Below are 22713 nucleotides of genomic sequence, written 5' to 3'. Positions count from 1 at the left end.
ACGCCCTGCATCGGAAGCTCAGGCAACATCTTCCCGCCGCCTTCAATGAGCGCTGGACGCGCCGTCATTGGATGCATGCCAGCCTGTTCGCGACGATCGGCGCCCTGGTGGCGACCATCGTCCCGGGTTTCTCGCACACCATCGACGCGCCCTTCGCCGACAGCCACACCAGCCTGGCGCTGCCGTTGCCGCCGCTGACCATGGCCCGCCAGCAGCAGGTGCCCGGAGACAGCTGGCAGGTGCTGCGGGTGCAGCGCGGCCAGACCCTGAGCGACCTGTTCGACAAGGCCGGCATTCCGGCCACCACCCTGCACCGGGTACTGGACCACCCAGGTGCGCGTGAGGCGCTGACCAAGCTGCGCCCGGGTGCCGAGATCGCCTTCGACATGCCGCTGTCCGGTGACCTGCGCAGCATCCGCTTCGACCGCGATGCCGACAACCGGGTGGAACTGAGCCTGGCCGGCGATGACATCAAGGAGAAGGTGACCAAACGCGAGACCTCCACGCGCACGGTGGTCACCAGCGGCGAGATCACCAGCTCGCTGTATGCCGCGGCCCGCCGCGCCGGGCTGTCGCCGTCGGCGATCGCGACGATGACCGACGACATCTTCAAGTACGACATCGACTTCTCGAAGGACCTGCAGCCGGGCGACCGCTTCAGCGTGGTGATGGATGAAACCTGGCGCGAAGGCGAGAAGGTGGACACCAGCAAGATCCTGGCGGCGACCTTCACCACCGGTGGCAAGACCTATTCCGGCTTCCGCTTCGACCGCAACGGCAAGTCCGAGTACTACGACATCAACGGCCGTTCGCTGAAGAAGAGCTTCATCCGCATGCCGATCCCGTTCGCACGGCTGAGCTCGACCTTTGGCGCGCGCAAGCACCCGGTGCTGGGCAAGATGCGCATGCACAAGGGCGTGGACTACGCCGCGCGCACCGGCACCCCGATCATGGCCGCCGGCGACGCCCGCGTGCAGTTCGCCGGGGTGCAGCGCGGCTACGGCAACGTGGTGATCCTCGACCACGGCCGCGGCCACACCACCCTGTACGGCCACATGTCGCGCTTTGCGAACATCAAGACCGGCCAGCGTGTGGCCCAGGGCACGGTGATCGGCTATGTCGGCTCGACCGGCCTGGCGACCGGCCCGCACCTGCACTACGAATTCCGCGTCAACGGCGAGCACCGCAACCCGCTGACCGTGACCATGCCGCCGCCGGAGCCGCTGAAGGGCGCCGAGCTGGTCGCCTTCCGCGCGCAGACCGCACCGGCGATGGCGCGCATCCAGGGCATGGAGAAGCTGATCTACGCCGACGCCAGCCCGGCACCGACCAGCCGCGACGAGGCCGCCCCCGAGGTTGCCAGCGCCAAGGACAAACAGGCAACCGGCCGCAAGCGCGGCTGAGCCCTGCGTTGACGAAGAAGGACGCGGCAGCCCAAGCTTGCCGCGTCCTTTTTTTATGCCTGCCATGAATACAACTGCCGACAGCGACGCCCCCCTGTACCTTGGCCTGATGTCGGGCACCAGCGCCGACGGCATCGATGCCGCACTGGTGCAGTTCCCCGCCATTGGTGGCTGCCGCTTCGTGCATGGGCTGACCGCCCGCTGGGAGCCGGTGCTGCGGGCGCGGCTGGTGGCACTGGGCGAAGGGGGCCCGCTGGACTCGCTGGAGGAGCTGGGCGAACTGGACGCGCGGATCGCGATCAGCTTCGCTGAAGCCGCCAATCAACTGCTGGCCGAGGCCGGCGTGGACCGCAGCCAGGTCCGCGCGATCGGCTCGCACGGCCAGACCGTGCGCCATCGTCCGCTGGCCAATCCGGCCTTCACCGTACAGCTGGGCGACGGCAACCGCATCGCCGAGCTGACCGGGATCACCACGGTGTGTGATTTCCGCCGCCGCGACGTGGCAGCCGGAGGCCATGGTGCGCCGCTGATGCCGGCCTTCCACCTCGGCATGCTGGGCACGGCTGATGAAGACCGCGCCGTGCTCAACCTGGGCGGGATCGCCAACCTGACCCTGATCCCGCGCGAAGGCGCGGTGCGTGGCTTCGATACCGGCCCGGCCAACGCACTGATGGATGCCTGGTGCCAGCGCCACACCGGCCGCACCTTTGATGCCGACGGCGCGTATGCCGCCAGTGGCGCGGTGGACGAGAGCCTGCTGGCGGGTTGGCGTTCGGAGCCGTGGTTCGCGCTGCCGCCGCCGAAGAGCACCGGCCGTGAGCAGTTCCACCTGGCCTGGGCCGAGGCCCACATGGGCGAAGGCCAGTACGCCGCCGCTGATGTGCAGGCCACCCTGCTGGAGCTGACCGTGGCGACGGTGGCCGATGCGCTGCTGGCGCAACAGCCGCAGACCCGCCGCCTGCTGGTCTGTGGCGGCGGGGTACGCAACCGGCAGCTGATGAAGCGCCTGGCGGCGCGGCTGCCGGAGGTGCAGGTGGAATCCAGCGCGGTGCATGGGCTGGACCCGGAGTACGTGGAAGCGATGGGCTTCGCCTGGCTGGCGCAGCGGACGATGGACGGGCTGGCCGGCAACCTGCCGAGCGTGACCGGGGCGACGGGGCCGCGGATCCTGGGGGCGATCCACCTGGCGTGAGCAGAAGCAGTCGAGCATGGCTCGACTCTACAAAAGCACGTGGTAGCGCCGAGCCACGCTCTGCGTCGCGCGGGCCGGCCGAAGAGCGGTCGAGCATGGCTCGACGCTACATGGGCACTAATCGAAGCCCTGCCCTGCGGGCAGGGCCTGCAGGGCGGCGATGGCGTCGGAGAGCGCGTCCACTTCGGGATCGCCGAAGCCGGAGCGGACCTCCAGTTCACTGCTGAACAGGCCCTGCTCCAGCAAGGCGGCGCAGGTCTGTTCGTGGGTCCAGCCGCGGGCAACCGCGACACGTCGGATACGTTCCAGCAGCAGCGGGTCCAGGTCCCGCAGCACAACGTCGGCCATGCTCACTTCCCCGTTCGCAAGGCACCGCCCCCTCGGCGCGTCGGGGGCGATGATCCCGCAGACCGGGCGGGCAGGCAATCAGGCGGCGCTTGCGGCCTGGCGACGGCGCTGCTGCACGATCAACAGAGCGCACAGGATCACCACAGGGATCGCCACCAGCGCGGTACCGACGAAGAACAGCGCGTAGCCTTCCAGCAGCGTCCGGCCCTGCGCGAGCGTCTGTACCGACCACCCCGAGAGCCCCTTGAGCGCCTTGCCGGGCATCGCGTAGAACGAACTCAGCAGCGCGTACTGGGTTGCGGTGTATCCGATGCTGGTCAGGCTCGACATATAGGCGATCAGCGCCGTACCGGCGAAACCGCTGGCGAAGTTGTCGATTGCCATGGCCACCGCGAAATGGGTGGTGTCCGGGCCCGAATAGGCCAGCCAGGCAAACGCCAGGTTGGAGGCCGGACCCAGCACGGCGCCCACCATCAGCGCCGCCAGCACTCCCCAGCGAACCGAGACCAGGCCCGCCGCAGCAATGCCGACGAAGGTCGCGACCAGGCCCACCGAGCCACGTACAGCGCCAACGGTGTCCTCGTCCAGGCCGAGATCGACGTAGAACGGGTTGGCCATCGGCCCCATGACGAAGTCGGCCATGCGATAGACGCTGATGGCCACCAGGATCAGGATCGCACCACTACGATGCTCGCGGACGAAGGCGATGAACGGCCCCGCCACGGCGTCGAACAGGCCCCGCGGCGTCCACAGCGAGGTCGCCTGAGCCTGCATGGCAGCCACTTCCCGCGCGGGCTCACGGGCCATGACCACGGCCACCACGCCAAGCGCCATGAGGACGGCCATGATCTCGTACGAGACCTGCCAGCCGACACGGGCCGCGATGATCAGGATCAGCGCATCGGTGACCAGCAATGCGGTGCGATAGCCCAGCGCCGAGGATGAGGTCAGCAGGCCCAGCTGCTCGCTGTTGTCAGCACTTTCAATGCGCCAGGCATCGATGACGATGTCCTGGGTGGCCGAAGCAAACGCCACGATCACGGCCATCACGCCGAACACGACGATGTGCTGCCAGGCGATACCCAGGAACTGGATCTGGCCCCCCTTGGGCTGGACCAGCGCCATGCCGACCAGGCCCACCACCACGACCAGCTGCGACAGCAGCATCCAGCCACGGCGGCGGCCAAAGCGACCGAACAGAGGCACGTCGGTCTTATCGACGATCGGCGCCCACAGGAACTTCATGGTGTAGGCCAGCCCGACCCATGACAGGAAACCGATCGTGCTCAGCTCGATGCCTTCCTTGCGCATCCAGAAGCCGAGCGTGTTGCCCACCAGATAGATCGGCAGGCCGGAACTGAAGCCGAGCAGCAGCATCGCCAGCACCTTGCGCTGGCTCAGGTTGGACACCACCTGCTGCCACGGCCGACGCGGCTTGGCAGCCTCGGTCACAGGTCGTAGTCCACGATGAACGGCGCGTGGTCGGAGAAGCGCTCGTCGCGGTAGATCGAGCAGCTGCGCAGGCGGTCACGCAGGCCCGGGGTGATGAACTGGTAGTCGATGCGCCAACCGACGTTGTTGGCGCGGGCAGCGCCGCGGTTGCTCCACCAGGTGTAGTCCTCGCCGGTGGGGTTGAGCAGGCGGTAGGCGTCAGCCCAGCCACGGCCGGCGGCGACATCGGTGGCCTGGCCGTGGTCGGCGCACAGGGCATTGAGCCAGTCGCGCTCTTCCGGCAGGCAGCCGGAGTTCTTCTGGTTGGACTTCCAGTTCTTGATGTCCAGCGCCGAACGCACGATGTTCCAGTCGCCGCACAGCACGTAGTCGCGGCCGCTGCGCGCCCATTCCTCGAGGATCGGCCGCAGCCATTCCATCACTTCGAACTTGAAGCCCTGGCGCAGGTCGCCCGAGCTGCCCGACGGGATATAGAAGGAGACCACGCTGAGGTTGCCGTAGCGCGCCTCGATGTAGCGGCCTTCGTCGTCGAACGGGGCCCAGCCCAGCGAGGTGATCACCTGGTCCGGCTCGCGCTTGCTGTAGATCGCCACACCGCTGTAGCCCTTCTTGGTGATGGCGTCGCGGTAGAAGCAGTGGTGGCCGTCCGGGCGGAACATCGGATCGGTCAGCTGGTCTTCCTGGGCCTTGGTCTCCTGGATGCACAGGACGTCGGCGTCCTGGGACCGGAACCAGTCGAGGAAGCCCTTGGTCGCGGCGGAACGGATGCCATTGGCGTTGAAACTGATGATGCGCATGCGGGGGACCTGCGGCGGGAAACCGGGCAAGCATACCGGTTGCCCGCAGGGCTGCGCAGTCCGCCAGGCTGGGCCTGGACGGCTTTCACATGGCGCTGGACGAGCGCGAAACGCCCAGCTGGATTAGGATTTGTGCTCCAAATGAAGATGAATCGAGTTTTGATGAGCGACCACCGCCACCGTTTCCTGCAGCTGGCCCTGACCGCCGACGCCCTGCGCTTCGGCCAGTTCACCCTCAAGTCCGGCCGGCTGAGCCCCTATTTCTTCAACGCCGGGCGCTTCGACTCCGGCTCGCTGCTGTCCCAGCTCGGCGCGTGCTATGCCGATGCCATCGATGCCAGCGGGATCAAGTACGACGTGGTGTTCGGCCCGGCCTACAAGGGCATCCCGCTGGCCACCGCGATGGCCTGCGAGCTGGCCCAGCGCGGCCGCGACCTGCCGCTGTCGTTCAACCGCAAGGAAGCCAAGGACCACGGTGAAGGCGGCCAGCTGATCGGCGCCGACATGAACGGCAAGCGCGTGCTGATCGTCGACGACGTGATCACTGCGGGCACCGCGATCCGTGAAGCGCTGGGCATCATCCGCGCCGCCGGTGGCACCCCGGCCGGCATCGTGGTAGCGCTGGACCGCCAGGAGATCGCTTCGGAAACCGATCGCCGTTCGGCGGCGCAGTCGGTGGCCGAGGAAGCCGGCATTCCGGTGATCGCCGTGGCGTCGCTGGCCGACCTGCTTGATTTCGCCTCCGGCAACCCGGAACTTGTGGGTTACCGGCAGCCGCTGGAAGCCTACCGGGCCCAGTACGGCGTCCGTTCGATCCGCTGACCGACCCAGGGGAAAGGTCATGTCCCGAGTTCCTGCTGTCCTCTTTGCCGGCCTGCTGCTGGCCGTGCCGTTCACCGTACCGGCGCAGTCGCGCGACAGCGGCAAGACGGAAAAGAAGCTGTACTGCTGGAACGAGGGCAAGGAGCGGATCTGCAGTGATTCGCTGCCGGCCGACGCGGTCAACCATGCCCGCGAGGAGTTCAACGCGAAGAGCGGCCTGCGCAATGCGCAGGTCCAGCGCGCGTTGACCGACGAAGAGCGCGCCGCCGCCAGCACGGAGGCGGCGCAGCAGCAGCTGGACCTGATGGCCGCGCAGACCCGCCAGCGCACCGAGCAGGCGATGCTGACCACCTATGGCAGCGAGGACGACCTGCGCCGGGTGTTCGCCGAGCGCCAGGAAGTGCTGGACAACAACCTGAAGACCGCCGAGTACAACGTCACCAGCCTGCGTGAGTCGCTGGTGGCGCTGCTGGCGGCCGCAGGTGACCGCGAACTGGCCGGTGGCAAGGTGGCCGACAAGCAGGCCGAGGCGATCCGCCAGCGGCACGTGCAACTGCAGTCGCAGCAACGGCTGCAGGCCGGGTTCCTGCAGCAGCAGCAGGCGTTGAAGGCCGAGATCGACAGCACCCTGCAGCGCTATCGCGAGCTGAAGGGGCTGGTGCCGGCGAGCCAGGCTCCGGCGGGCTGACCACGCTCCCGTCGCCGGGCATGGCCCGGCGCTACCCAGGGCCTGGTTACGGATTGGACCACGGAATTTATGCACTCTTTACGCGTCGGCCCGGTCCGGCGCGTAGTGCGTTTATGGGGGGCAGGACGACGATGACGGCCTGAGGTGGAGGGGTTCCACCAGGACGCTATTGCAATGTCCCCCTGGCTGTCGTTGTTGTGTGGCGTGCTGGTGCTGGTCGCCGCCGCCTATCTCCTTTATGTCGTGCTGCGGCCCGAGTCGTTCTGAGCGGAGCCGGCCATGACTGAGATGCTTGTGATTATTGCCGCCAGCCTGCTGCTGGCGTGGCCGCTGGGCCTGTACCTGGCCCGCGTGATGCGTGGCACGCCGATGAAGGTCGACGTGCTGTTCCACTGGATCGAGAAGCCGCTGTACAGGCTGTTCGGGGTCGATCCGTCGCGCTCGATGTCCTGGCGCGGCTACGTGCTGGCCTTCGTCCTGAGCAACGTGGTGGTTGCTGTGTTGACCCAGGCGGTGTTCATGACCCAGGCCTGGTTGCCGCTGAATCCGGACCAGATCCCGAACATGCGCTGGGACACCGCGCTGCACACGATGATCTCGTTCCTGACCAACACCAACCAGCAGCACTATTCGGGCCAGGCGCAGCTGTCCTACCTCTCGCAGATGACCGGCATCACCGGCCTGCAGGTGGTGACGCCGATGATGGGCCTGGCGCTGGCAGTGGCGACGCTGCGCGCGTTGTTCTCGCGTGCGCCGCAGGCGGCGGCGACGGGTACCGGCGATGACCGCCAGGTGGCGGTGGGCAACTACTACGTGGACGTGGTGCGCCTGTGCGTGCGCTTCCTGCTGCCGCTGTGCCTGGTGTGGACCCTGCTGCTGACCAGCCAGGGTGTGCCGTCGACGATGACCGGTGGGCCGCAGGCCACGCCGATCGACGCCAGCGCCGGCATGGCCGAACAGAAGCTGCCGCTGGGCCCGGTCGCGGCGATGGTCGCGGCCAAGCAGCTGGGCGCCAACGGTGGCGGCTGGTACGGCCCGAACAGCAGCTTCCCGCTGGAGAACCCGACGCCGCTGTCGAACGCGCTGGAAATCGTCGGCATCCTGCTGGTGCCGATGGCGGTGATCTTCATGATCGGTGCGTTCACCGGCCGACGTCGCTTCGGCGCCCTGGTGTTCAGCTGCATGCTGGGCATGTCGCTGCTTTCCACCGGCGCGATGATGTGGAGCGAAGGGCATAGCACCAGCGCCGCCACGCCGCTGCTGATGGAAGGCAAGGAGGTGCGCTTCGGCGCCGATGGCACTGCGCTGTGGGCGGCGGTGACCACCCAGGTCTCCAACGGTTCGGTCAACGGCATGCACGATTCGCTGGCACCGCTGAGTGGCGGCATCGCGATGGTCAACATGCTGGTCAGCGCGATCTGGGGCGGCATCGGTTGTGGCCTGCAGCAGTTCATCGTGTACCTGCTGCTGGGTGTGTTCCTGGCCGGGTTGATGACCGGGCGCACGCCGGAACTGTTCGGCCGCAAGCTGGAGACGCCACAGGTGCGCCTGCTGGCCCTGCTGGTGCTGCTGCAGCCGATCACCCTGCTGGTGTTCACTGCGATCACCCTGGCCGTGCCCGGCCTGGCCGGCACCTCCAACCCCGGCTTCCATGGCATCAGCCAGGTGTTCTACGAGTATGTCTCGGCCTACGCCAACAACGGTTCGGGCTTCGAAGGGCTGGGTGACGCCACGCTGTGGTGGAACCTGAGCTGCTCGCTGGTACTGCTGCTGGGCCGCTTCCCGCTGCTGATCATTCCGCTGGTGGTGGCCGCACAGCTGGCTGCCAAGCGCCAGGCCCCGGAGTCTGCCGGCAGCCTGCAGATCGAAACCCCGACCTTCGCCCTGACCCTGGTCTCGGTGATCGTCATCCTGACCGTGCTGCAGTTCATGCCGGCGCTGGTACTCGGCCCGATCGCCGACCACCTGAGCCTGGGACTGCACTAAGGACACCCTGATGAGCACCCAAGCAAGTTCAACCCGTAGTACCCATGCAGCGCGCCCTGCCCTGCTGGATGGCGCCGGCCTGCGCCGTGCGCTGGTCGACGCAGTGCGCAAGCTGTCGCCGATGCATCTGGTGCGCAGCCCGGTGATGGCGGTGGTGATGGCCGGCACGATCGTGGCCGCGATCGTCACCCTGACCGGCAATGCGCCACTGGGCTTCGGCCTGGCAGTGACCGTGATCCTGCTGGTGACCGTGTTGTTCGGCAACTTCGCCGAAGCGGTGGCCGAAGCGCGTGGCCGTGGCCAGGCCGCCTCGCTGCGGCGTGCCCGCCAGGACCTGGTGGCACGCCGGCTGGCGGCGCCGCAGCCGGGCGCCGCCGAAACCCAGGTGCCGGCCGCCGAACTGCGCCCGGGCGACCATGTGATCGTCAGCGCCGGTGAACTGGTGCCGGCCGATGGCGAGATCGTGCAGGGCCTGGCCACCATCAACGAAGCGGCGGTGACCGGCGAATCGGCCCCCGTGCTGCGCGAGGCCGGTACCGACCGTTCCGGCGTGATCGGCGGCACCAAGGTGCTGTCCGACCAGATCATCGTGCGGGTGACCGCCGAGCCGGGCCACAGCTTCCTGGACCGGATGATCGCGCTGGTGGAGGGCGCCAACCGCCAGAAGACCCCGAACGAGATCGCGCTGACCCTGCTGCTGGCGGCGATGACGCTGACCTTCCTGGTGGTGGTGGCGACGCTGCCGGCGATCGGCGCGGCCGTGGGCGTGCAGGTCGATCCGCTGCTGCTGATCGCGCTGCTGGTGTGCCTGATCCCGACCACCATCGGCGGCCTGCTGCCGGCCATCGGCATCGCCGGCATGAACCGTGCGCTGGCCGCCAACGTGCTGGTCAAGTCGGGCAAGGCGGTGGAGGTGGCCGGCGACGTCGACGTGCTGCTGCTGGACAAGACCGGCACCATCACCTACGGCGACCGCCAGGCCAGCCACTTCCATCCGCTGGCCGGCATCGACGCCAGCCAGCTGCGCGAGGCGGCACTGCTGTCCTCGCTGGCCGACCCGACCCCGGAAGGCAAGTCGATCGTGCGTCTTGCGCGCGAACAGGGCTGTGCCACCGCCGAACCGGACCACGCCGAGTACCTGGCCTTCAGTGCGCAGACCCGCATGTCCGGCGTGGATCTGGAACATGGGCGGCAGATCCGCAAGGGCGCCGCCGATGCGATCCGCACCCACGTGCAGGCGCTGGGCGGCAACGTGCCGGCGGAACTGGCCGGTCGCGTCGAGCAGGTCGCACGCAATGGTGCCACCCCGCTGGTGGTGGCCGAGGGCCGCCACGTGCTGGGCGTGATCGAGCTGTCGGACGTGGTCAAGCACGGCATGCGCGAGAAGTTCGCGCAGCTGCGGGCGATGGGTATCCGCACGGTGATGATCACCGGCGACAACCCGCTGACCGCCGCCGCGATCGCTGCCGAAGCCGGCGTCGACGACTACATCGCCGAGGCTCGCCCGGAGGACAAGCTGGCACGCATCCGCCAGGAGCAGGCCGGCGGCCGCCTGGTGGCGATGGTCGGTGACGGGACCAACGACGCCCCCGCACTGGCCCAGGCCGACATCGGCCTGGCGATGAACTCCGGTACGCAGGCGGCGAAGGAGGCCGGCAACATGGTCGACCTCGATTCGGACCCGGCCAAGCTGCTGGCGGTGGTGGAAGTAGGCAAGCAGCAGCTGATCACCCGCGGCGCGCTGACCACCTTCTCGCTGGCCAACGACGTCTCCAAGTACTTCGCGATCCTGCCGGCGCTGTTCGCCGCGGCCGTTCCGACCATGGCCGCACTGAACGTGATGCAGCTGTCGAGCCCGCGCAATGCGGTGCTGGCAGCGCTGATCTTCAACGCCCTGGTGATTCCCGCCCTGATCCCGCTCGCCCTGCGTGGCGTGCGCTTCCGCCCGGCCACTGCAACCGCGCTGCTGCGCCGGAACATGCTGGTGTACGGCCTCGGCGGCGTGCTGCTGCCGTTCGCAGCGATCAAGGCAATCGACCTCCTTCTTGTCCTGGTATTCGGCGCATGAACCGTTCCGCTTCCACCTCCACCTCCCTTTCGCGCGAAGCAAAAGCCGAGGCCCGCGTGGCCAGCCTGCAGGATGGCGCCAGCTGGCGCCCGGCGATCGGCCTGGGCCTGGCCACCCTGCTGCTGGCCGGCGCGGTCTATGCCGGCATCGCCACCGGCTTTGCCGGCCTGGCCTACCCGACCCAGGCCGAGGGCAGCCTGCTGCGCGATGGCAGCGGCCAGGTGCGCGGCTCGGCATGGTTGTCGCAGCCGTTCACCGGTGACGGCTACTTCCAGGCACGTCCGTCGGCAGCCAACTACGACCCGATGGCCGCGGCCGGTTCCAACATGGCGCGCAGCAACCCGGCCCTGGCCGAGCGTGTTGCCGCCAGCACGGCTGCGGTGGCCGCGCGCGAAGGCGTCCCCCCGGCGCAGGTACCGGCAGACCTGGTCACGCAGTCCGCGGGTGGCCTGGATCCGCAGCTGTCGCCGGCCGCGGCGCAGCTGCAGGTGGCACGCGTGGCGCGCGCCCGTGGCCTGCCGGTGGAACGCGTGCAGGCACTGGTGCAGGCGCATACCGAAGGTCGCCAATGGGGCCTGTTCGGCCAGCCGCGGGTGAACGTGGTGACGCTGAACTTCGCGCTGGACCACGTGGCCAAGGCACCGTGATGCCGGCCTGCACCGGCTGCGCGCACAATGGCACCCATGACTGATGCGCGTACCCGCCAGGCCGATGCCCTGGTCGAAGGCCTGCAACGCGAAGCCGGCGGCAAGCTGACCGTGTTCCTCGGTGCGGCGCCGGGCGTGGGCAAGACCTACACCATGCTGACCCGCGCACAGGAACAGCTGCGCCGCGGTGTCGACCTGGTGGTGGGCCTGGTGGAAACCCACGGCCGCGCCGATACCCAGGCGCTGCTGGAGGGCCTGCCACAGCTGCCGCTGAAGGCAGTGGCCTATCACGGCCACATCCTGCAGGAGATGGATCTGGATGCCGTGCTCACACGGCATCCTGCGCTGGTGCTGGTGGACGAACTGGCCCACCGCAATGCGCCGGGCAGCCGCCATGAGCGGCGCTGGCAGGATGTGATGGAGCTGCTGGACGCCGGCATCGACGTCTGGACCACGGTCAACATCCAGCATCTGGAAAGCCTCAATGATGTGGTGATGCGCATCACCGGCGTGCGGGTCAGCGAGACCGTGCCCGATGTCGTGCTCGACCGCCTGCACGACATCGTGCTGGTCGACCTGCCGCCACGCGAACTGATCGCGCGCCTGCAGCAGGGCAAGGTCTATGTGCCCGAACAGGCCGCGCAGGCGCTGCAGGCGTTCTTCTCGCCGGCCAACCTGACCGCGCTGCGTGAACTGGCGATGCAGGAAGCCGCCGACCGCGTCGACAGCAGCCTGCGTGAAGCACGCGCCGCACGCGGCGAGAGCAACCTGCCGCTGCGTCGCGGCGTGCTGGTGGCCATTGATGGCGGCGGTCAGAGCGAATACCTGGTGCGGGTGGCGCGTCGCATCGCCGAACGCCGCGATGCGCCGTGGACGGTGGTGACCGTGCAGGGCCGACGCCAGGACGAGGCGACCCGGCGCGAAATCGATGCGGCCTTCGCACTGGCACGGCGCCTGGGCGGCGACGCCGAACTGCTGCACGGATCGAGCATCGCCGATGCCCTGCTCGACCATGCCGCGCACAACGGCGTCTCGACCCTGGTGCTCGGCCGGACCCGCGAACGCCCGCTGGCGCGGATGTTCAACCGCACCCTGACCCAGCAGCTGATCCAGCGCGGCGCGCATTACGAGATCACCATCATCAGCACGCCGCAGGCACGTGCGCGCTCGCGCCGCGAGGGCCTGCTGCCGCCGGTGCGCGGCATCAGCTACGAACCGGCGCAGGCACTGATCGCCACCGCGTTGGCCTGTGCGGTGGCATGGCTGGCCGAACGCTGGGTGGGCATGGCCGATCTGTCGATGGTGTTCATCGTGGCGGTGGTGCTGGTCGCTGCGCGCACGCGCGCCAGCGTGGCGGTGATGGCGGCGATCCTGTGCTTCCTCGCCTACAACTTCCTGTTCATCGCGCCGCGCTTCACCTTCGCCATCGGTGCACGCCAGGGCGTGATCACCGTGTTCCTGTTCCTGGCCGCGGCACTGGTGGCCGGGCGCCTGGCCTCGCGCCTGCGCATGCAGGTGATCGCGCTGCGTGCAGCCAATCGCCATGCGCGTGCGCGCCAGCAGCTGGGCCGCCAACTGGCCAGTGCCGCCGGCAACGGCGAGGTGGCGCAGGCGGGTCGGCATGCACTGGAACAGGCCATGGACGTGCCGGCGTGGCTGCGGATCGGCGCCGATACCGCAACCGGTGGCCGCAGCCAGCCCGGCGACACCGACCTGGCCGCCGCCGACTGGGCGCTGCGCCATGGCCAGCCCAGTGGCCGCTTCACCGACACCCTGGCCGGCGCGCAGTGGTGGTTCCTGCCGTTGCTGGATGGCGAGGACCGCGCGATCGGCGTGGCCGGCCTGTACCTGCCCGGCGCACAGGCGCGCCTGCTGCCCGAACAACGGCAGCTGGCCGAAGCAATGGTCGATGACATCGCGCAGGCCGCGCTGCGCACGCGGCTGGTGGCGGAACTGGAGCAGGCGCACGTCAGCAACGAGACCGAGCGGTTGCGCTCGGCGCTGCTCTCTTCGGTGTCGCACGACCTGCGCTCGCCACTGGCGGCGATGATCGGCTCGGCCGACAGCCTGGCCAGCTATGGTACGGCAATGGATACGGCCGATCGCCGTGCCCTGCTCGACACCATCCTGGTCGAGGGCGAACGGCTGGACCGCTACATCCAGAACCTGCTGGACATGACCCGCCTCGGCCACGAGGGATTGAAGATCAACCGCGACTGGATCGGCGTGGACGAACTGATCGGTTCGGCCGCACGGCGCCTGCAGCGCTACCAGCCGAAGGTGCGGCTGGAGCTGGACATTCCGGCCACGCTGGCGCCGATCTGGGTACACCCGGCGCTGGTCGAACAGGCGGTGTTCAACGTGATGGAAAACGCGGCCAAGTTCTCACCGCCGGATGCTGCCGTGCAGGTGCAGGCGCGTGAACTGGACGGCCAGCTGCGCATCGACGTGATCGATGCCGGCCCCGGCATTCCCGACGACGAGCGTGCGCGCATCTTCGACATGTTCTACAGCGTTGAACGTGGCGACCGTGGCCGCCACGGCACCGGCCTGGGCCTGACCATCTGCCAGGGCATGATCGGCGCGCATGGCGGCAGCGTGCAGGCGCTGCCCGGACGCGACGGTCGCGGTACCCTGATCCGCATCACCCTGCCCCTGCTCAAGCCAGCCTCCCACGATGAGCCCGACCCCGATTGATGCCAGCGTGCCGGCCGCGCGCGTGCTGGTGATCGATGATGAAACCCAGATCCGCCGGTTCCTGGACATCAGCCTGCGCGCGCAGGGCTACCAGGTGCGGCAGGCCGCCACCGGCCAGGAAGGCCTGCAGCTGGCCGCCAGCGAGGACATGGATCTGGTGATCCTGGATATCGGCCTGCCCGACATGGAAGGCCACGAAGTGCTGGAACAGCTGCGGCAGTGGAGCCAGGTGCCGGTGATCATGCTGACCGTGCGTGCCGGCGAGGCGGAGAAGGTGCGTGCGCTGGATACCGGCGCGAATGACTACGTGACCAAGCCGTTTGGCACGCAGGAGCTGATGGCGCGGGTGCGGGCGCTGCTGCGCACGCGCAGCGTGCCCAGTGATGGCACGCCGCCGGTATTCGACGATGGTCACCTGCATGTGGACCTGGTCCGCCGTGAAGTGGCGCTGGATGGCGAGCCGGTAGCGTTGACCCGCAAGGAGTACGCGCTGCTGTCGCTGCTGCTGCGCAACGCCGGGCGGGTGGTGACCCAGCCACAGATCCTGCAGGAGATCTGGGGCCCGACCCACCAGCACGACACCCATTACCTGCGCATCCTGGTCGGCAAGCTGCGGCACAAGCTGGGCGATTCAGCGCTGGATTCGCGCTACCTGTTCACCGAACCGGGCGTCGGGCTGCGGTTCAAGGGGTGAAGGCGTGCCGACCAACGGTCGGCAACCACCAAAGCGAATCCGGAAGAGCATCCACGCATGGCGTGGATCTACTGTGTCGACCAAGGTCGACACCTACCAAGAGCAGTTCATTCCGTTCCGACAGATCGCGGAAATTGTCAGGGGTGGGGCGGTGTCGGAGTGCGGGGTGTCAGCCGCATGGGCCCGAGGCATGCCTCGGGCGGGTTGGGCAGGACGCCCAACCCCGGTCTTGCCGTGTGCGCAGGACAGCGCACACGAGCAAGCGGCTGCCAAGCCTACAGGGACGTACTTGCGGCGTCCCCGCACTCCGACACCGCCCCGCCATCTCGCGGATAGCTCGCTTTTGATGTTGATGTTGATGTTGCTGCTGCCGTTGCTTCGGCGGGTGCCGGGCGCAGCCCGGCCCCACCTCAGAACCCCAGCGGGGTGTCGCCCAGCACCGGCTGCAGCTGGCTGCGGAACAGCGCCTGGATGCGTTCCAGCGCCGCCTCGTCATTGCCCTCGAAGCGCAGCACCAGCACCGGCGTGGTGTTGGAGGCGCGCACCAGGCCCCAGCCATCGGGGAAGTCCACGCGCAGGCCATCGATGGTCGACAACCGACCGCCCACATACGGGTTGTCCGGCGACTGCGCCGCCGCCACCAGCATCGCCACCAGCGCGTGCGGCGTACCGTCGGCCACCGGCACCTTCAGTTCCGGCGTGGCCACCATCTCCGGCAGCTCTGCCAGTACCTCGTCCGGAGTCTCCTCGCGCTGGGCCAGGATCTCCAGCAGGCGCGCAGCCGCATACAGGCCATCGTCGAAACCGAACCAGCGCTCCTTGAAGAAGAAGTGGCCGCTCATCTCGCCAGCCAGCTCAGCATCGGTCTCGCGCATCTTCGCCTTCATCAGCGAATGCCCGGTCTTCCACATCAGCGGGCTGCCACCATTGCGCAGCACGTGGTCGGACAGCTTGCCGGTGCACTTCACGTCGTAGATCACCATCGCGCCCGGATTGCGCATCAGCACGTCGGCGGCGAACAGCATCAGCAGGCGGTCGGCATAGATGATCTTTCCTTCGCCGGTGACCACGCCCAGGCGGTCACCGTCGCCATCGAAGGCGACGCCGAGATCGGCACCGAAGCGCTTCACCGTCTGCACCAGGTCTTCCAGGTTGGCCGGCTCGCTGGGGTCGGGATGATGGTTGGGGAAGGTACCGTCGACATCGCAGTACAGCGGGATGACTTCCGCACCGATCGCTTCCAGCAGCTGCGGCGCGAGCGCGCCGGCCACGCCGTTGCCGGCATCGGCCACGACCTTCAACGGGCGGTCCAGCTGCACGTCGTCGGCGATGCGTTGGATGTAGTCGGCGCTGACATCGCGCTGCTGGTAATCGCCCGGTTCGGCGGCCTGCACCAACCGGCCTTCAATGATGCGCTGGTACAGATCGGTGATGGCATCGCCGGACAGCGTCTCGCCGCCGATGACCACCTTGAAACCGTTGTACTCGGGCGGGTTGTGGCTGCCAGTGACTGCCACGCAGGTGCCGGTACGCAGGTGGAAGGCGGCGTAGTACACCAGCGGCGTCGGTGCCAGGCCGATGTCGATCACCGCACAACCGGCGCGCCTCAGGCCCTCGGCCAACCCTGCGGCCAGTTCCGGGCCGGACAGGCGGCCGTCGCGGCCGATCACCACCTCGCGCAGGCCCTGCTCCAGGGCCACGGTGCCGATGGCCTGGCCGATCAGCGCCGCCGTTTTCGGCGTCAGTTCACTGCCAACCACGCCGCGGATGTCGTAGGCGCGGAAGATACCGGCCGCCAGCTCCTCGGCCGGAACCGGTGGCGGGGGCGGCGGTGCACTTTCAGTTGTGCTGGCCTCGGCCACCGGCGGCGGCGCCATCTGCAGGCTCTCGCTCAGGGTCGGGCCATGATCGGCTTCCGCCACGGTCGCCCGGCGCGGCAGCGGCAGCGACTTCGGCAGGCGGCCGCGCCCCACCACCAGCAGCACGGCGATGAACGCCAGCAGCAGCGCAACGATGGCGCTGGCCAGCGAACCCAGGCCCAGCGGACCAGGTTCGACATTGGGTACCGCGGCCACCAGCCGCAACGGCGTCCCCTGAATCGGCCGCGCCAATGCTTCGGCGCTTTCGGCCAGGCCGGCATCGCCCTGGGCGACGAGGTCATGCGCGCCCTGGCGCAGGCCAAGGAAACCGGCCGATGGCGCACTCACCTGGTCCAGCGGCGAGGTCAGCCGCAGCAATGGCTGGCGCACGTAGAGCACCGCCGGGCCGAGACTGCCCAGTTGAACCGGCGCTGCCAGGCCCAGGCGATTGCCACCGCCATCGCGGACCACGCGCAGGCTGGGCTTGCCTTCGGCCAATGCCGCTTCCAGCAGCGCCAATCGGGCATAGCCAAAGGCGGCCGGGTCGGCGTAGGCGTTGGCCAGATCGGCGGTCAGTACCTCGGCGTGCTCGACGCCGGTCCAGCTCTCGCGGACCGCGAGTGCCGCCGCAGCGGCATCACCGGCCTGCAGCGCCTGCTGCACGCGCTCGTTCTTCAGCTGCTGCTGCAGCTGCTTCAGCTGGCCGGCAGCGGCCTCCTGCAGGCCCTGCACGGCCTGGTCACGTGCAGCTTCCAGCGCCTGGCCGTTGGCCTCCTGGCGCCATTGCTGCACTGCGCTCCATCCGAACCAGCCGGCCAGCAGGATCAGCAGCACCCCCAGTAGTGGCGCACTGCGTCCCAACGACCGTCCCCGCTGTCCTTCCCCGATGCCGCTCATCGATGTCCCCTGTCAACGCACCCCGGTATGGCCGAATCCACCCGTTCCCCGCACGCTGTCGGTGAAAGTATCCACCACCTGCAGGCTGACGCGGGCAATCGGCACGATCACCAGCTGCGCGATGCGATCGCCCGGCTCGATGGTGAAGGCCTCGCGGCCACGGTTCCAGACGCTGATCAGCAGCGGGCCCTGGTAATCGGCGTCGATCAGGCCGGTGCCATTGCCGAGCACGATGCCGTGGCGATGGCCCAGCCCCGAGCGCGGCAGGATCACCGCGCACAGGTTCGGGTCGGCAATGTGGATGGCCAGGCCGCTGGGCACCAGCGCGGTGTCACCCGGCTGCAGGGTCAGCGCGGTATCCAGCGCCGCGCGCAGGTCCATGCCGGCGCTGGCTTCGGTGGCGTAGGCCGGCAGCGGCCAGCTGTCGCCGAAGCGCGGATCGAGCAGCTTGACCTGCAGCGGTTGGGAAGTGAAAGCCTGGGTCATGCCTGGAGTCTCCGCGCGATCAGCGCCAGCAGTTGTTCGGCCAGCTCGCGCTTGGAGGTGGCCGGGAATACCTGTTCACCGTCCTGCCAGAAGGCCGTGGCGGCATTGTTGTCGCTCTCGAAACCGCCGCCGCTGATGCCGACCTGGTTGGCGATCACCAGGTCCAGGCGCTTGTCGACCAGCTTGCCACGCGCGTATTTCTCCACGTCGTGGGTTTCGGCGGCAAAGCCGACCACCAGCTTCAGCGACTGCGTCTGCGCAGCCACCTCGGCAAGGATGTCCGGCGTGCGCACCAGCTCGATCACCAGCGACTGGCTGTCGGCGGTCTTCTTCAGCTTCTGCGGCGCGACCTGGCGCGGCGTGTAGTCGAACACCGCAGCGGCACCGATATAGATGTCGGCCGGCAGCGACTTCAGCACGGCATCGCGCATCTGCGCAGCCGAGCGCACGTCGACGCGCTGCACGCCGAGCGGCGTCGGCAGCTGTACCGGGCCGCTGACCAGCACCACCTGTGCGCCCATCGCGGCGGCGGCCGCGGCCAGGGCAAAGCCCATCTTGCCGCTGCTGCGGTTGCCGACATAGCGCACCGGATCGATGTCTTCATAGGTCGGGCCGGCGCTGATCAGCAGGCGCAGGCCCTGCAGCGCGCGGGTTTCCGGCGCGGCAACGGCCGCGGCGCTGCTGCCATTGGCGGCCAGCGCGGCCACGATGTCGCCCGGTTCGGCCAGACGCCCCGGACCGGACTCGCCTTCGGCCAGCGGGCCGTCGACCGGGCCGATCACCTGCGCGCCGCGCTGGCGCAGCAGGGCGATGTTGGCCTGGGTGGCCGGGTGCAGCCACATGCGATGGTTCATCGCCGGGCAGATCGTCAACGGCGCGGTACTGGCCAGGCACAGCGTGCTGACCAGGTCATCGGCGTGGCCCTGGGCCAGCCGGGCCAGCAGATCGGCGGTTCCCGGGGCAACCACGATGCGGTCGGCCCAGCGCGCCAGCTCGATGTGGCCCATGGCCTGTTCGGCGGCGCTGTCCCACAGCGTGGTGCGGGTGGGCTGCCCGGACAGGGCCTGGAAGCTGAGCGGAGTGACGAACTGCTGGGCGCCGGCGGTCATCGCCACCTGCACCTGGGCACCGGCGTCGCGCAGGCGCCGCACCAGCTCCAGGGCCTTGTAGGCCGCGATCCCGCCTCCGACGCACAACAGCAGTTTCTGACCTTCCAGCGCGCGGGCCTGCGCGGGGGAAGCGTTGGGGGAGTCAGCCACCTGGAATTCCTGTGCAAACGAGGGCGCTAGCTTACCCGATGGTCGGTAATGTCCCGGTGCAGGGTGCACATAGCGGACAGCTATCAGTAGATGGAGCGCGCTGCGGCTGACCCTGGGTCAGCCGGGCATCGGTTTCGGACCTTTCCTATACCTCTACGGGTCTGCGCTTTTGCAGAATCAGGCATTGGCTGCCGTCTGCCGTGGCCTGTTCGACCTTCGAGGAGCCTCGTGCATCCACGCATCATCATTGCCGACGACCATCCCGTGGTCCTGCATGGCATCCGTATCGTGCTGCAGACCCACCTGATGGACATCGTCGGCAGTGCACGTGACGGCGCCCAGCTGCTGGAGCTGGTGGACCACCACGACTGCGATGCGGTGCTGACCGACCTGTCGATGCCGGGTGACGGCCCGGACGGTCCAGAGCTGATCGACGCGCTGCGCGTGCGTCACCCCAGGCTGCCGGTGGTGGTGCTGACCGGCGCCCGCCATCCCGGGCTGCTGGACGGACTGCTGCGCGAGGGCATCAGTGGGCTGGTCGACAAATGCGCCGATTTCGCCGAACTGCCGCAGGCACTGAACGCCGCACTGGCCGGGCAGGTCTTCGTCTCCCAGCAGCTGCGCCACCACCTGCAGGCGCGCGACCTGCTGTTTCCACGCGAACCGTCGCCGCTGTCGGCGCGGGAACAGGAAGTGCTGGATCTGCTGGCGACCGGGCTCAGCGTGAATGCCGTCGCCGAACGCTGCGGGCGCAGCCCGAAGACCATCAGCCGGCAGAAGGCCGAAGCCAAGCGCAAGCTGGGCCTGCAGAACAACCAGGAACTGTTCGACTATCTGCAGACCCGGCGCGGGTGAGGCATCGCCCGACCCGGTGCTGCGGTATGCACCGATGGGAGCCGCCACGCAGGCTGGCGATGATGCAGGCATGCCCATCCATGACTGGCCCGAACAGGAACGCCCCCGTGAGAAGCTGATCGCGCGCGGGCCCACGGCACTTTCCGACGCCGAACTGCTGGCCCTGTTTCTCGGCTCCGGGTTCGGTGGCCGCGATGCCGTGCAGACCGCGCGCGACCTGCTGCAGGCGCACGGCCCGTTGCGGGTGCTGCTGGACCGCCCCGCGCGTGACCTGGCCCGCCTGCCCGGGCTCGGCCCGGCGCGCAGCTGTACGCTGGCTGCCGGGCTGGAACTGGCCCACCGCTACCTGGCTGCCGAGCTGGAACACGGCGAAGCGGTCGGCAACAACCCGGCCGCGGTCGGCCGCTATCTGCAGCACCGCCTGCGGGGGCAGGCCCGGGAGATCTTCATGGCCCTGTTTCTGGACAACCGGCACCGCCTGATCGCCTGCGAGGAGCTGTTCCACGGCACCATCAACGCCGCACCGGTCTACCCCCGCGAAGTGGTGCGGCGCGCCCTGCTGCACAACGCGGCAGCGGTGATCCTCAGCCACAACCACCCTTCCGGCGACCCGGAACCCTCCAGCGCCGATACCCGCATCACCGACGAACTGCAGCAGGCACTGGCGATGGTGGACGTGCGCCTGCTGGACCACTTCGTGGTCGGTGAGGGCCGCCCCGTTTCGTTTGCTGAACGAGGCCTGCTGTCGCCGCCCCAGCCCCGCCTGTTCGGCTGATAAATCGCAAAGAATGAAATCAATTCTGATTCAGCAATCCAGAAATCTCTTGAGCGTGCATCGACGCATCTCCAGTCCAGACCTTGTAGAGCTTGTCGGACACCAGGAAATTCGCAGCAAATATCTTAACCGGGTCGCCATCCACCAAGGGCAAAAGTCGCTTTTTCCCAGATGAAATTTCCTGATTCAGAACCGAACTGAGCTCTTTCTGGGGCCAAGCCTTTCCAACGGAATTCTCCGTCATTACAGCGACCACATATCTCGATGACTGCAACGCCCTATTTATTTTCTCGACCAGAGAATCACCCCACTGAATCTCTTTTGAATCCAAAAAAACCTTAAGGCCCAGCTCTTCTAACGCCTTGTGCAGAGGAACAACTATCTTCTCTTTATCTTCTGACGCGTGACACAGGAATACGTCGTACACGTTGGTCGCCTCTTCGATAGATTTTATGAACTTTGGAGCCAAAGGGTCTGCTCGAGCCATCTTTAAAGACAGGCCAACGAAAGTCGGATCATCAACCCCTTTTACCATCGACATGTACGCGAGGCGACCATAGATATTGGATCTAAGTCGCCCACCATCATCGCTTGGCTTAAAATCGCCAGCAGACTCCCCCTTGATGTCCACGTAATAGTGCCGCTCGGCTTCAGCAGGCGAAGAAACCCATTGCCTTATCGCAGATCTGAGGCCAGCTTTAAATTCGACAGGCACATTGACTTTTTTATTCGCAACAAGCCCAGTAACTTCCTGACGACTAGCCCTAAATTGAAGCCGGGATTTTGAATTATTTATATCAAACCCCGATGACGAAAAAGCCAACTTTAGCTCATCGCCCACAAAGGTCCGCCCCTCTTCCAGATAGGCAACGGACGCGGGAAATGACTTTTTCGCCGAAAAGGAAAGATCATCAACATACCGGGAATAGGAGAGCCGCCTCTTTCTGGCAAGTCGCAACATCCGGTTGTCCAACATGCTCGCTACGATATTTGCCAGAATCGGCGAGGTCGGTGAACCTTGAGGAAGCCTATTATCTACCGTGCACATCTGCGCGACAACAGTCGCGACATCATTGCTCATCTCAAATGGTTTCGCCTTCAAAGTCGCACGAACGCGAGCAAACCCAATAGATCCAAAAAAATCCCGAGCATCAACATTAAGGATCCACGAAGATCGCTTATGCAGATCAGCGTTATCGCGAATACTCTGACCGCGAACAAACCCCTTCACGGCAGACTTAAATTCAACACAACCCCCTAGCAAAGCAGCCATCCGCCTCTGGAGAATTGCAAGCCCCTTCTTAGGAGAGTCAATCCTCCTAACACCTCCGCCCTTTTTCTTTATATCGAATGAGCGATACTTTTCTTCAGGCGAGCGCTTGTAACAAATGAAAAGCAAACGGCCTTTACTCACACCAAGCGCCACACAAAGATCATCAAGCGATGAAAACCAAGCGTATGGCTTTCCATCCACTGACCGGATCTTCAAATTACTCTCCGCCAGTCCGGAAAACGGAAAAAATGCCCCAGCCTTTTACCTTATGCGATATCACGACATGAGTCATCAGTTCGCCAATTAGTCCAACGTCGCCAAATGGAGCATATGCGACAACATTAAAGATTCTTGCAGCGGTAGCACTGCATAATTAAAGCTTGGGGCAGGCGCATTTAACCTGAACCCGGCGACTTTTTCAACGCCTACTGGGCACCTTCGCAACTATCCTGAATAGCCTGCCAGCAAAGCAGCGAAACCTGGATTCATGACTAGCTTGAGAACGGGCGACAGCC

At 67.0% G+C, this 22713-nt stretch carries 19 protein-coding genes (1 of these 19 running past the window's edge); 12 read left to right on the top strand and 7 right to left on the bottom strand.

Annotation, left to right across the window (positions count from 1 at the left end; all coding sequences use genetic code 11):
- Both ACZLIB_RS01775 and ACZLIB_RS01770 read left to right on the top strand, forming a co-directional pair.
- Window positions 1-1403: the 3' portion of a M23 family metallopeptidase gene (locus ACZLIB_RS01775; RefSeq protein WP_032128447.1), read on the top strand. Its footprint begins 70 nt before the window's first position; only the last 1403 of its 1473 coding nucleotides appear in the window; the start codon falls outside the window, past its left edge; its stop codon occupies window positions 1401-1403.
- A 64-nt stretch (window positions 1404-1467) separates the two neighbouring features.
- The gene (locus ACZLIB_RS01770) at window positions 1468-2595 is read left to right on the top strand and encodes an anhydro-N-acetylmuramic acid kinase (protein WP_100437767.1); all 1128 of its coding nucleotides are present in this window, start codon (window positions 1468-1470) and stop codon (window positions 2593-2595) included.
- A 117-nt stretch (window positions 2596-2712) separates the two neighbouring features.
- Here ACZLIB_RS01770 and ACZLIB_RS01765 read toward each other — a convergent pair whose 3' ends face one another.
- From ACZLIB_RS01765 to ACZLIB_RS01755, 3 genes are all read right to left on the bottom strand, one after another.
- Window positions 2713-2943 carry a hypothetical protein gene (locus ACZLIB_RS01765; protein ID WP_005420465.1) on the bottom strand — a complete coding sequence of 77 codons (231 nt, stop codon included), beginning with the start codon at window positions 2941-2943 and terminating at the stop codon, window positions 2713-2715.
- A gap of 78 nt (window positions 2944-3021) precedes the next feature.
- A complete protein-coding gene (locus tag ACZLIB_RS01760) occupies window positions 3022-4395 on the bottom strand; it encodes a muropeptide MFS transporter (protein WP_049399045.1) in 1374 nt (457 codons plus the stop codon).
- A complete protein-coding gene (locus ACZLIB_RS01755) occupies window positions 4392-5192 on the bottom strand; it encodes an exodeoxyribonuclease III (RefSeq protein WP_032128444.1) in 801 nt (266 codons plus the stop codon). The genes ACZLIB_RS01760 and ACZLIB_RS01755 overlap by 4 nt, the downstream gene beginning before the upstream one ends.
- A gap of 162 nt (window positions 5193-5354) precedes the next feature.
- Here ACZLIB_RS01755 and pyrE point away from each other — a divergent pair, with 162 nt between their 5' ends.
- The 8 genes from pyrE to ACZLIB_RS01715 all read left to right on the top strand — a co-directional run bounded on the left by pyrE (window position 5355) and on the right by ACZLIB_RS01715 (window position 14794).
- Complete coding sequence (gene pyrE / locus ACZLIB_RS01750; RefSeq protein ID WP_005420471.1) at window positions 5355-6014, top strand: orotate phosphoribosyltransferase; 660 nt, start codon at window positions 5355-5357, stop codon at window positions 6012-6014.
- 19 nt (window positions 6015-6033) lie between these two features.
- Complete coding sequence (locus tag ACZLIB_RS01745; RefSeq protein ID WP_049421490.1) at window positions 6034-6702, top strand: hypothetical protein; 669 nt, start codon at window positions 6034-6036, stop codon at window positions 6700-6702.
- A gap of 174 nt (window positions 6703-6876) precedes the next feature.
- Window positions 6877-6969 carry a potassium-transporting ATPase subunit F gene (locus tag ACZLIB_RS01740; protein WP_005407770.1) on the top strand — a complete coding sequence of 31 codons (93 nt, stop codon included), beginning with the start codon at window positions 6877-6879 and terminating at the stop codon, window positions 6967-6969.
- A gap of 12 nt (window positions 6970-6981) precedes the next feature.
- Window positions 6982-8688, top strand: coding sequence for a potassium-transporting ATPase subunit KdpA (gene kdpA / locus ACZLIB_RS01735; protein WP_478468991.1), 1707 nt, complete (start codon window positions 6982-6984; stop codon window positions 8686-8688).
- Between the two features lie 10 nt (window positions 8689-8698).
- Window positions 8699-10756 carry a potassium-transporting ATPase subunit KdpB gene (gene kdpB / locus ACZLIB_RS01730; RefSeq protein ID WP_478468990.1) on the top strand — a complete coding sequence of 686 codons (2058 nt, stop codon included), beginning with the start codon at window positions 8699-8701 and terminating at the stop codon, window positions 10754-10756.
- Window positions 10753-11403 (top strand): potassium-transporting ATPase subunit KdpC, encoded by a 651-nt coding sequence (gene kdpC / locus ACZLIB_RS01725; RefSeq protein WP_478468989.1) that lies wholly within the window; start codon window positions 10753-10755, stop codon window positions 11401-11403. Before kdpB ends, kdpC begins: the two co-directional genes overlap by 4 nt.
- A 36-nt stretch (window positions 11404-11439) precedes the next feature.
- Complete coding sequence (locus ACZLIB_RS01720; protein WP_478468988.1) at window positions 11440-14100, top strand: ATP-binding protein; 2661 nt, start codon at window positions 11440-11442, stop codon at window positions 14098-14100.
- On the top strand, window positions 14081-14794 hold the full coding sequence (locus ACZLIB_RS01715) for a response regulator transcription factor (protein ID WP_004153862.1): 714 nt from the start codon (window positions 14081-14083) through the stop codon (window positions 14792-14794). Before ACZLIB_RS01720 ends, ACZLIB_RS01715 begins: the two co-directional genes overlap by 20 nt.
- Window positions 14795-15204: 410 nt before the next feature.
- Here the strand turns inward: ACZLIB_RS01715 and ACZLIB_RS01710 are convergent, their stop codons facing one another.
- Genes ACZLIB_RS01710 through coaBC form a run of 3 tightly spaced genes read right to left on the bottom strand, consistent with a single transcriptional unit; the run spans window position 15205 to window position 19295 of the window.
- Window positions 15205-17550: a phosphomannomutase/phosphoglucomutase gene (locus ACZLIB_RS01710; RefSeq protein ID WP_478468987.1), complete on the bottom strand. Its 2346-nt coding sequence runs from the start codon at window positions 17548-17550 to the stop codon at window positions 15205-15207.
- 12 nt (window positions 17551-17562) lie between these two features.
- Complete coding sequence (gene dut, locus ACZLIB_RS01705) at window positions 17563-18036, bottom strand: dUTP diphosphatase (RefSeq protein WP_032130326.1); 474 nt, start codon at window positions 18034-18036, stop codon at window positions 17563-17565.
- Window positions 18033-19295 (bottom strand): bifunctional phosphopantothenoylcysteine decarboxylase/phosphopantothenate--cysteine ligase CoaBC, encoded by a 1263-nt coding sequence (gene coaBC, locus ACZLIB_RS01700; RefSeq protein WP_478468986.1) that lies wholly within the window; start codon window positions 19293-19295, stop codon window positions 18033-18035. The genes dut and coaBC overlap by 4 nt, the downstream gene beginning before the upstream one ends.
- Before the next feature lie 228 nt (window positions 19296-19523).
- Between coaBC and ACZLIB_RS01695 the strand changes: the two genes are divergently transcribed.
- Together ACZLIB_RS01695 and radC are read left to right on the top strand one after the other, a co-directional pair.
- Window positions 19524-20150, top strand: coding sequence for a response regulator (locus ACZLIB_RS01695; protein ID WP_049399051.1), 627 nt, complete (start codon window positions 19524-19526; stop codon window positions 20148-20150).
- Between the two features lie 70 nt (window positions 20151-20220).
- Complete coding sequence (gene radC, locus ACZLIB_RS01690) at window positions 20221-20925, top strand: RadC family protein (RefSeq protein WP_032130338.1); 705 nt, start codon at window positions 20221-20223, stop codon at window positions 20923-20925.
- A gap of 19 nt (window positions 20926-20944) precedes the next feature.
- Here the strand turns inward: radC and ACZLIB_RS01685 are convergent, their stop codons facing one another.
- Entirely contained in the window at window positions 20945-22414 is a 1470-nt protein-coding gene (locus tag ACZLIB_RS01685) for a TIR domain-containing protein (RefSeq protein ID WP_478468985.1), read from the bottom strand.
- Window positions 22415-22713: the final 299 nt, after the last annotated feature.

It is taken from the genome of Stenotrophomonas sp. 220_Sma (assembly GCF_056487375.1).
Note: the sequence above shows the minus strand (reverse complement) of the source record. Positions and strands in the feature narration are given on the sequence as shown.

Coding starts and splice junctions, on each gene's coding strand:
- ACZLIB_RS01770 (WP_100437767.1), top strand. CDS start 1,468: ATGAATACAACTGCCGACAGCGACGCCCCCCTGTACCTTGGCCTGATG.
- ACZLIB_RS01765 (WP_005420465.1), bottom strand. CDS start 2,943: ATGGCCGACGTTGTGCTGCGGGACCTGGACCCGCTGCTGCTGGAACGT.
- ACZLIB_RS01755 (WP_032128444.1), bottom strand. CDS start 5,192: ATGCGCATCATCAGTTTCAACGCCAATGGCATCCGTTCCGCCGCGACC.
- pyrE (WP_005420471.1), top strand. CDS start 5,355: ATGAGCGACCACCGCCACCGTTTCCTGCAGCTGGCCCTGACCGCCGAC.
- ACZLIB_RS01745 (WP_049421490.1), top strand. CDS start 6,034: ATGTCCCGAGTTCCTGCTGTCCTCTTTGCCGGCCTGCTGCTGGCCGTG.
- ACZLIB_RS01740 (WP_005407770.1), top strand. CDS start 6,877: ATGTCCCCCTGGCTGTCGTTGTTGTGTGGCGTGCTGGTGCTGGTCGCC.
- kdpA (WP_478468991.1), top strand. CDS start 6,982: ATGACTGAGATGCTTGTGATTATTGCCGCCAGCCTGCTGCTGGCGTGG.
- kdpB (WP_478468990.1), top strand. CDS start 8,699: ATGAGCACCCAAGCAAGTTCAACCCGTAGTACCCATGCAGCGCGCCCT.
- kdpC (WP_478468989.1), top strand. CDS start 10,753: ATGAACCGTTCCGCTTCCACCTCCACCTCCCTTTCGCGCGAAGCAAAA.
- ACZLIB_RS01720 (WP_478468988.1), top strand. CDS start 11,440: ATGACTGATGCGCGTACCCGCCAGGCCGATGCCCTGGTCGAAGGCCTG.
- ACZLIB_RS01715 (WP_004153862.1), top strand. CDS start 14,081: ATGAGCCCGACCCCGATTGATGCCAGCGTGCCGGCCGCGCGCGTGCTG.
- ACZLIB_RS01710 (WP_478468987.1), bottom strand. CDS start 17,550: ATGAGCGGCATCGGGGAAGGACAGCGGGGACGGTCGTTGGGACGCAGT.
- dut (WP_032130326.1), bottom strand. CDS start 18,036: ATGACCCAGGCTTTCACTTCCCAACCGCTGCAGGTCAAGCTGCTCGAT.
- radC (WP_032130338.1), top strand. CDS start 20,221: ATGCCCATCCATGACTGGCCCGAACAGGAACGCCCCCGTGAGAAGCTG.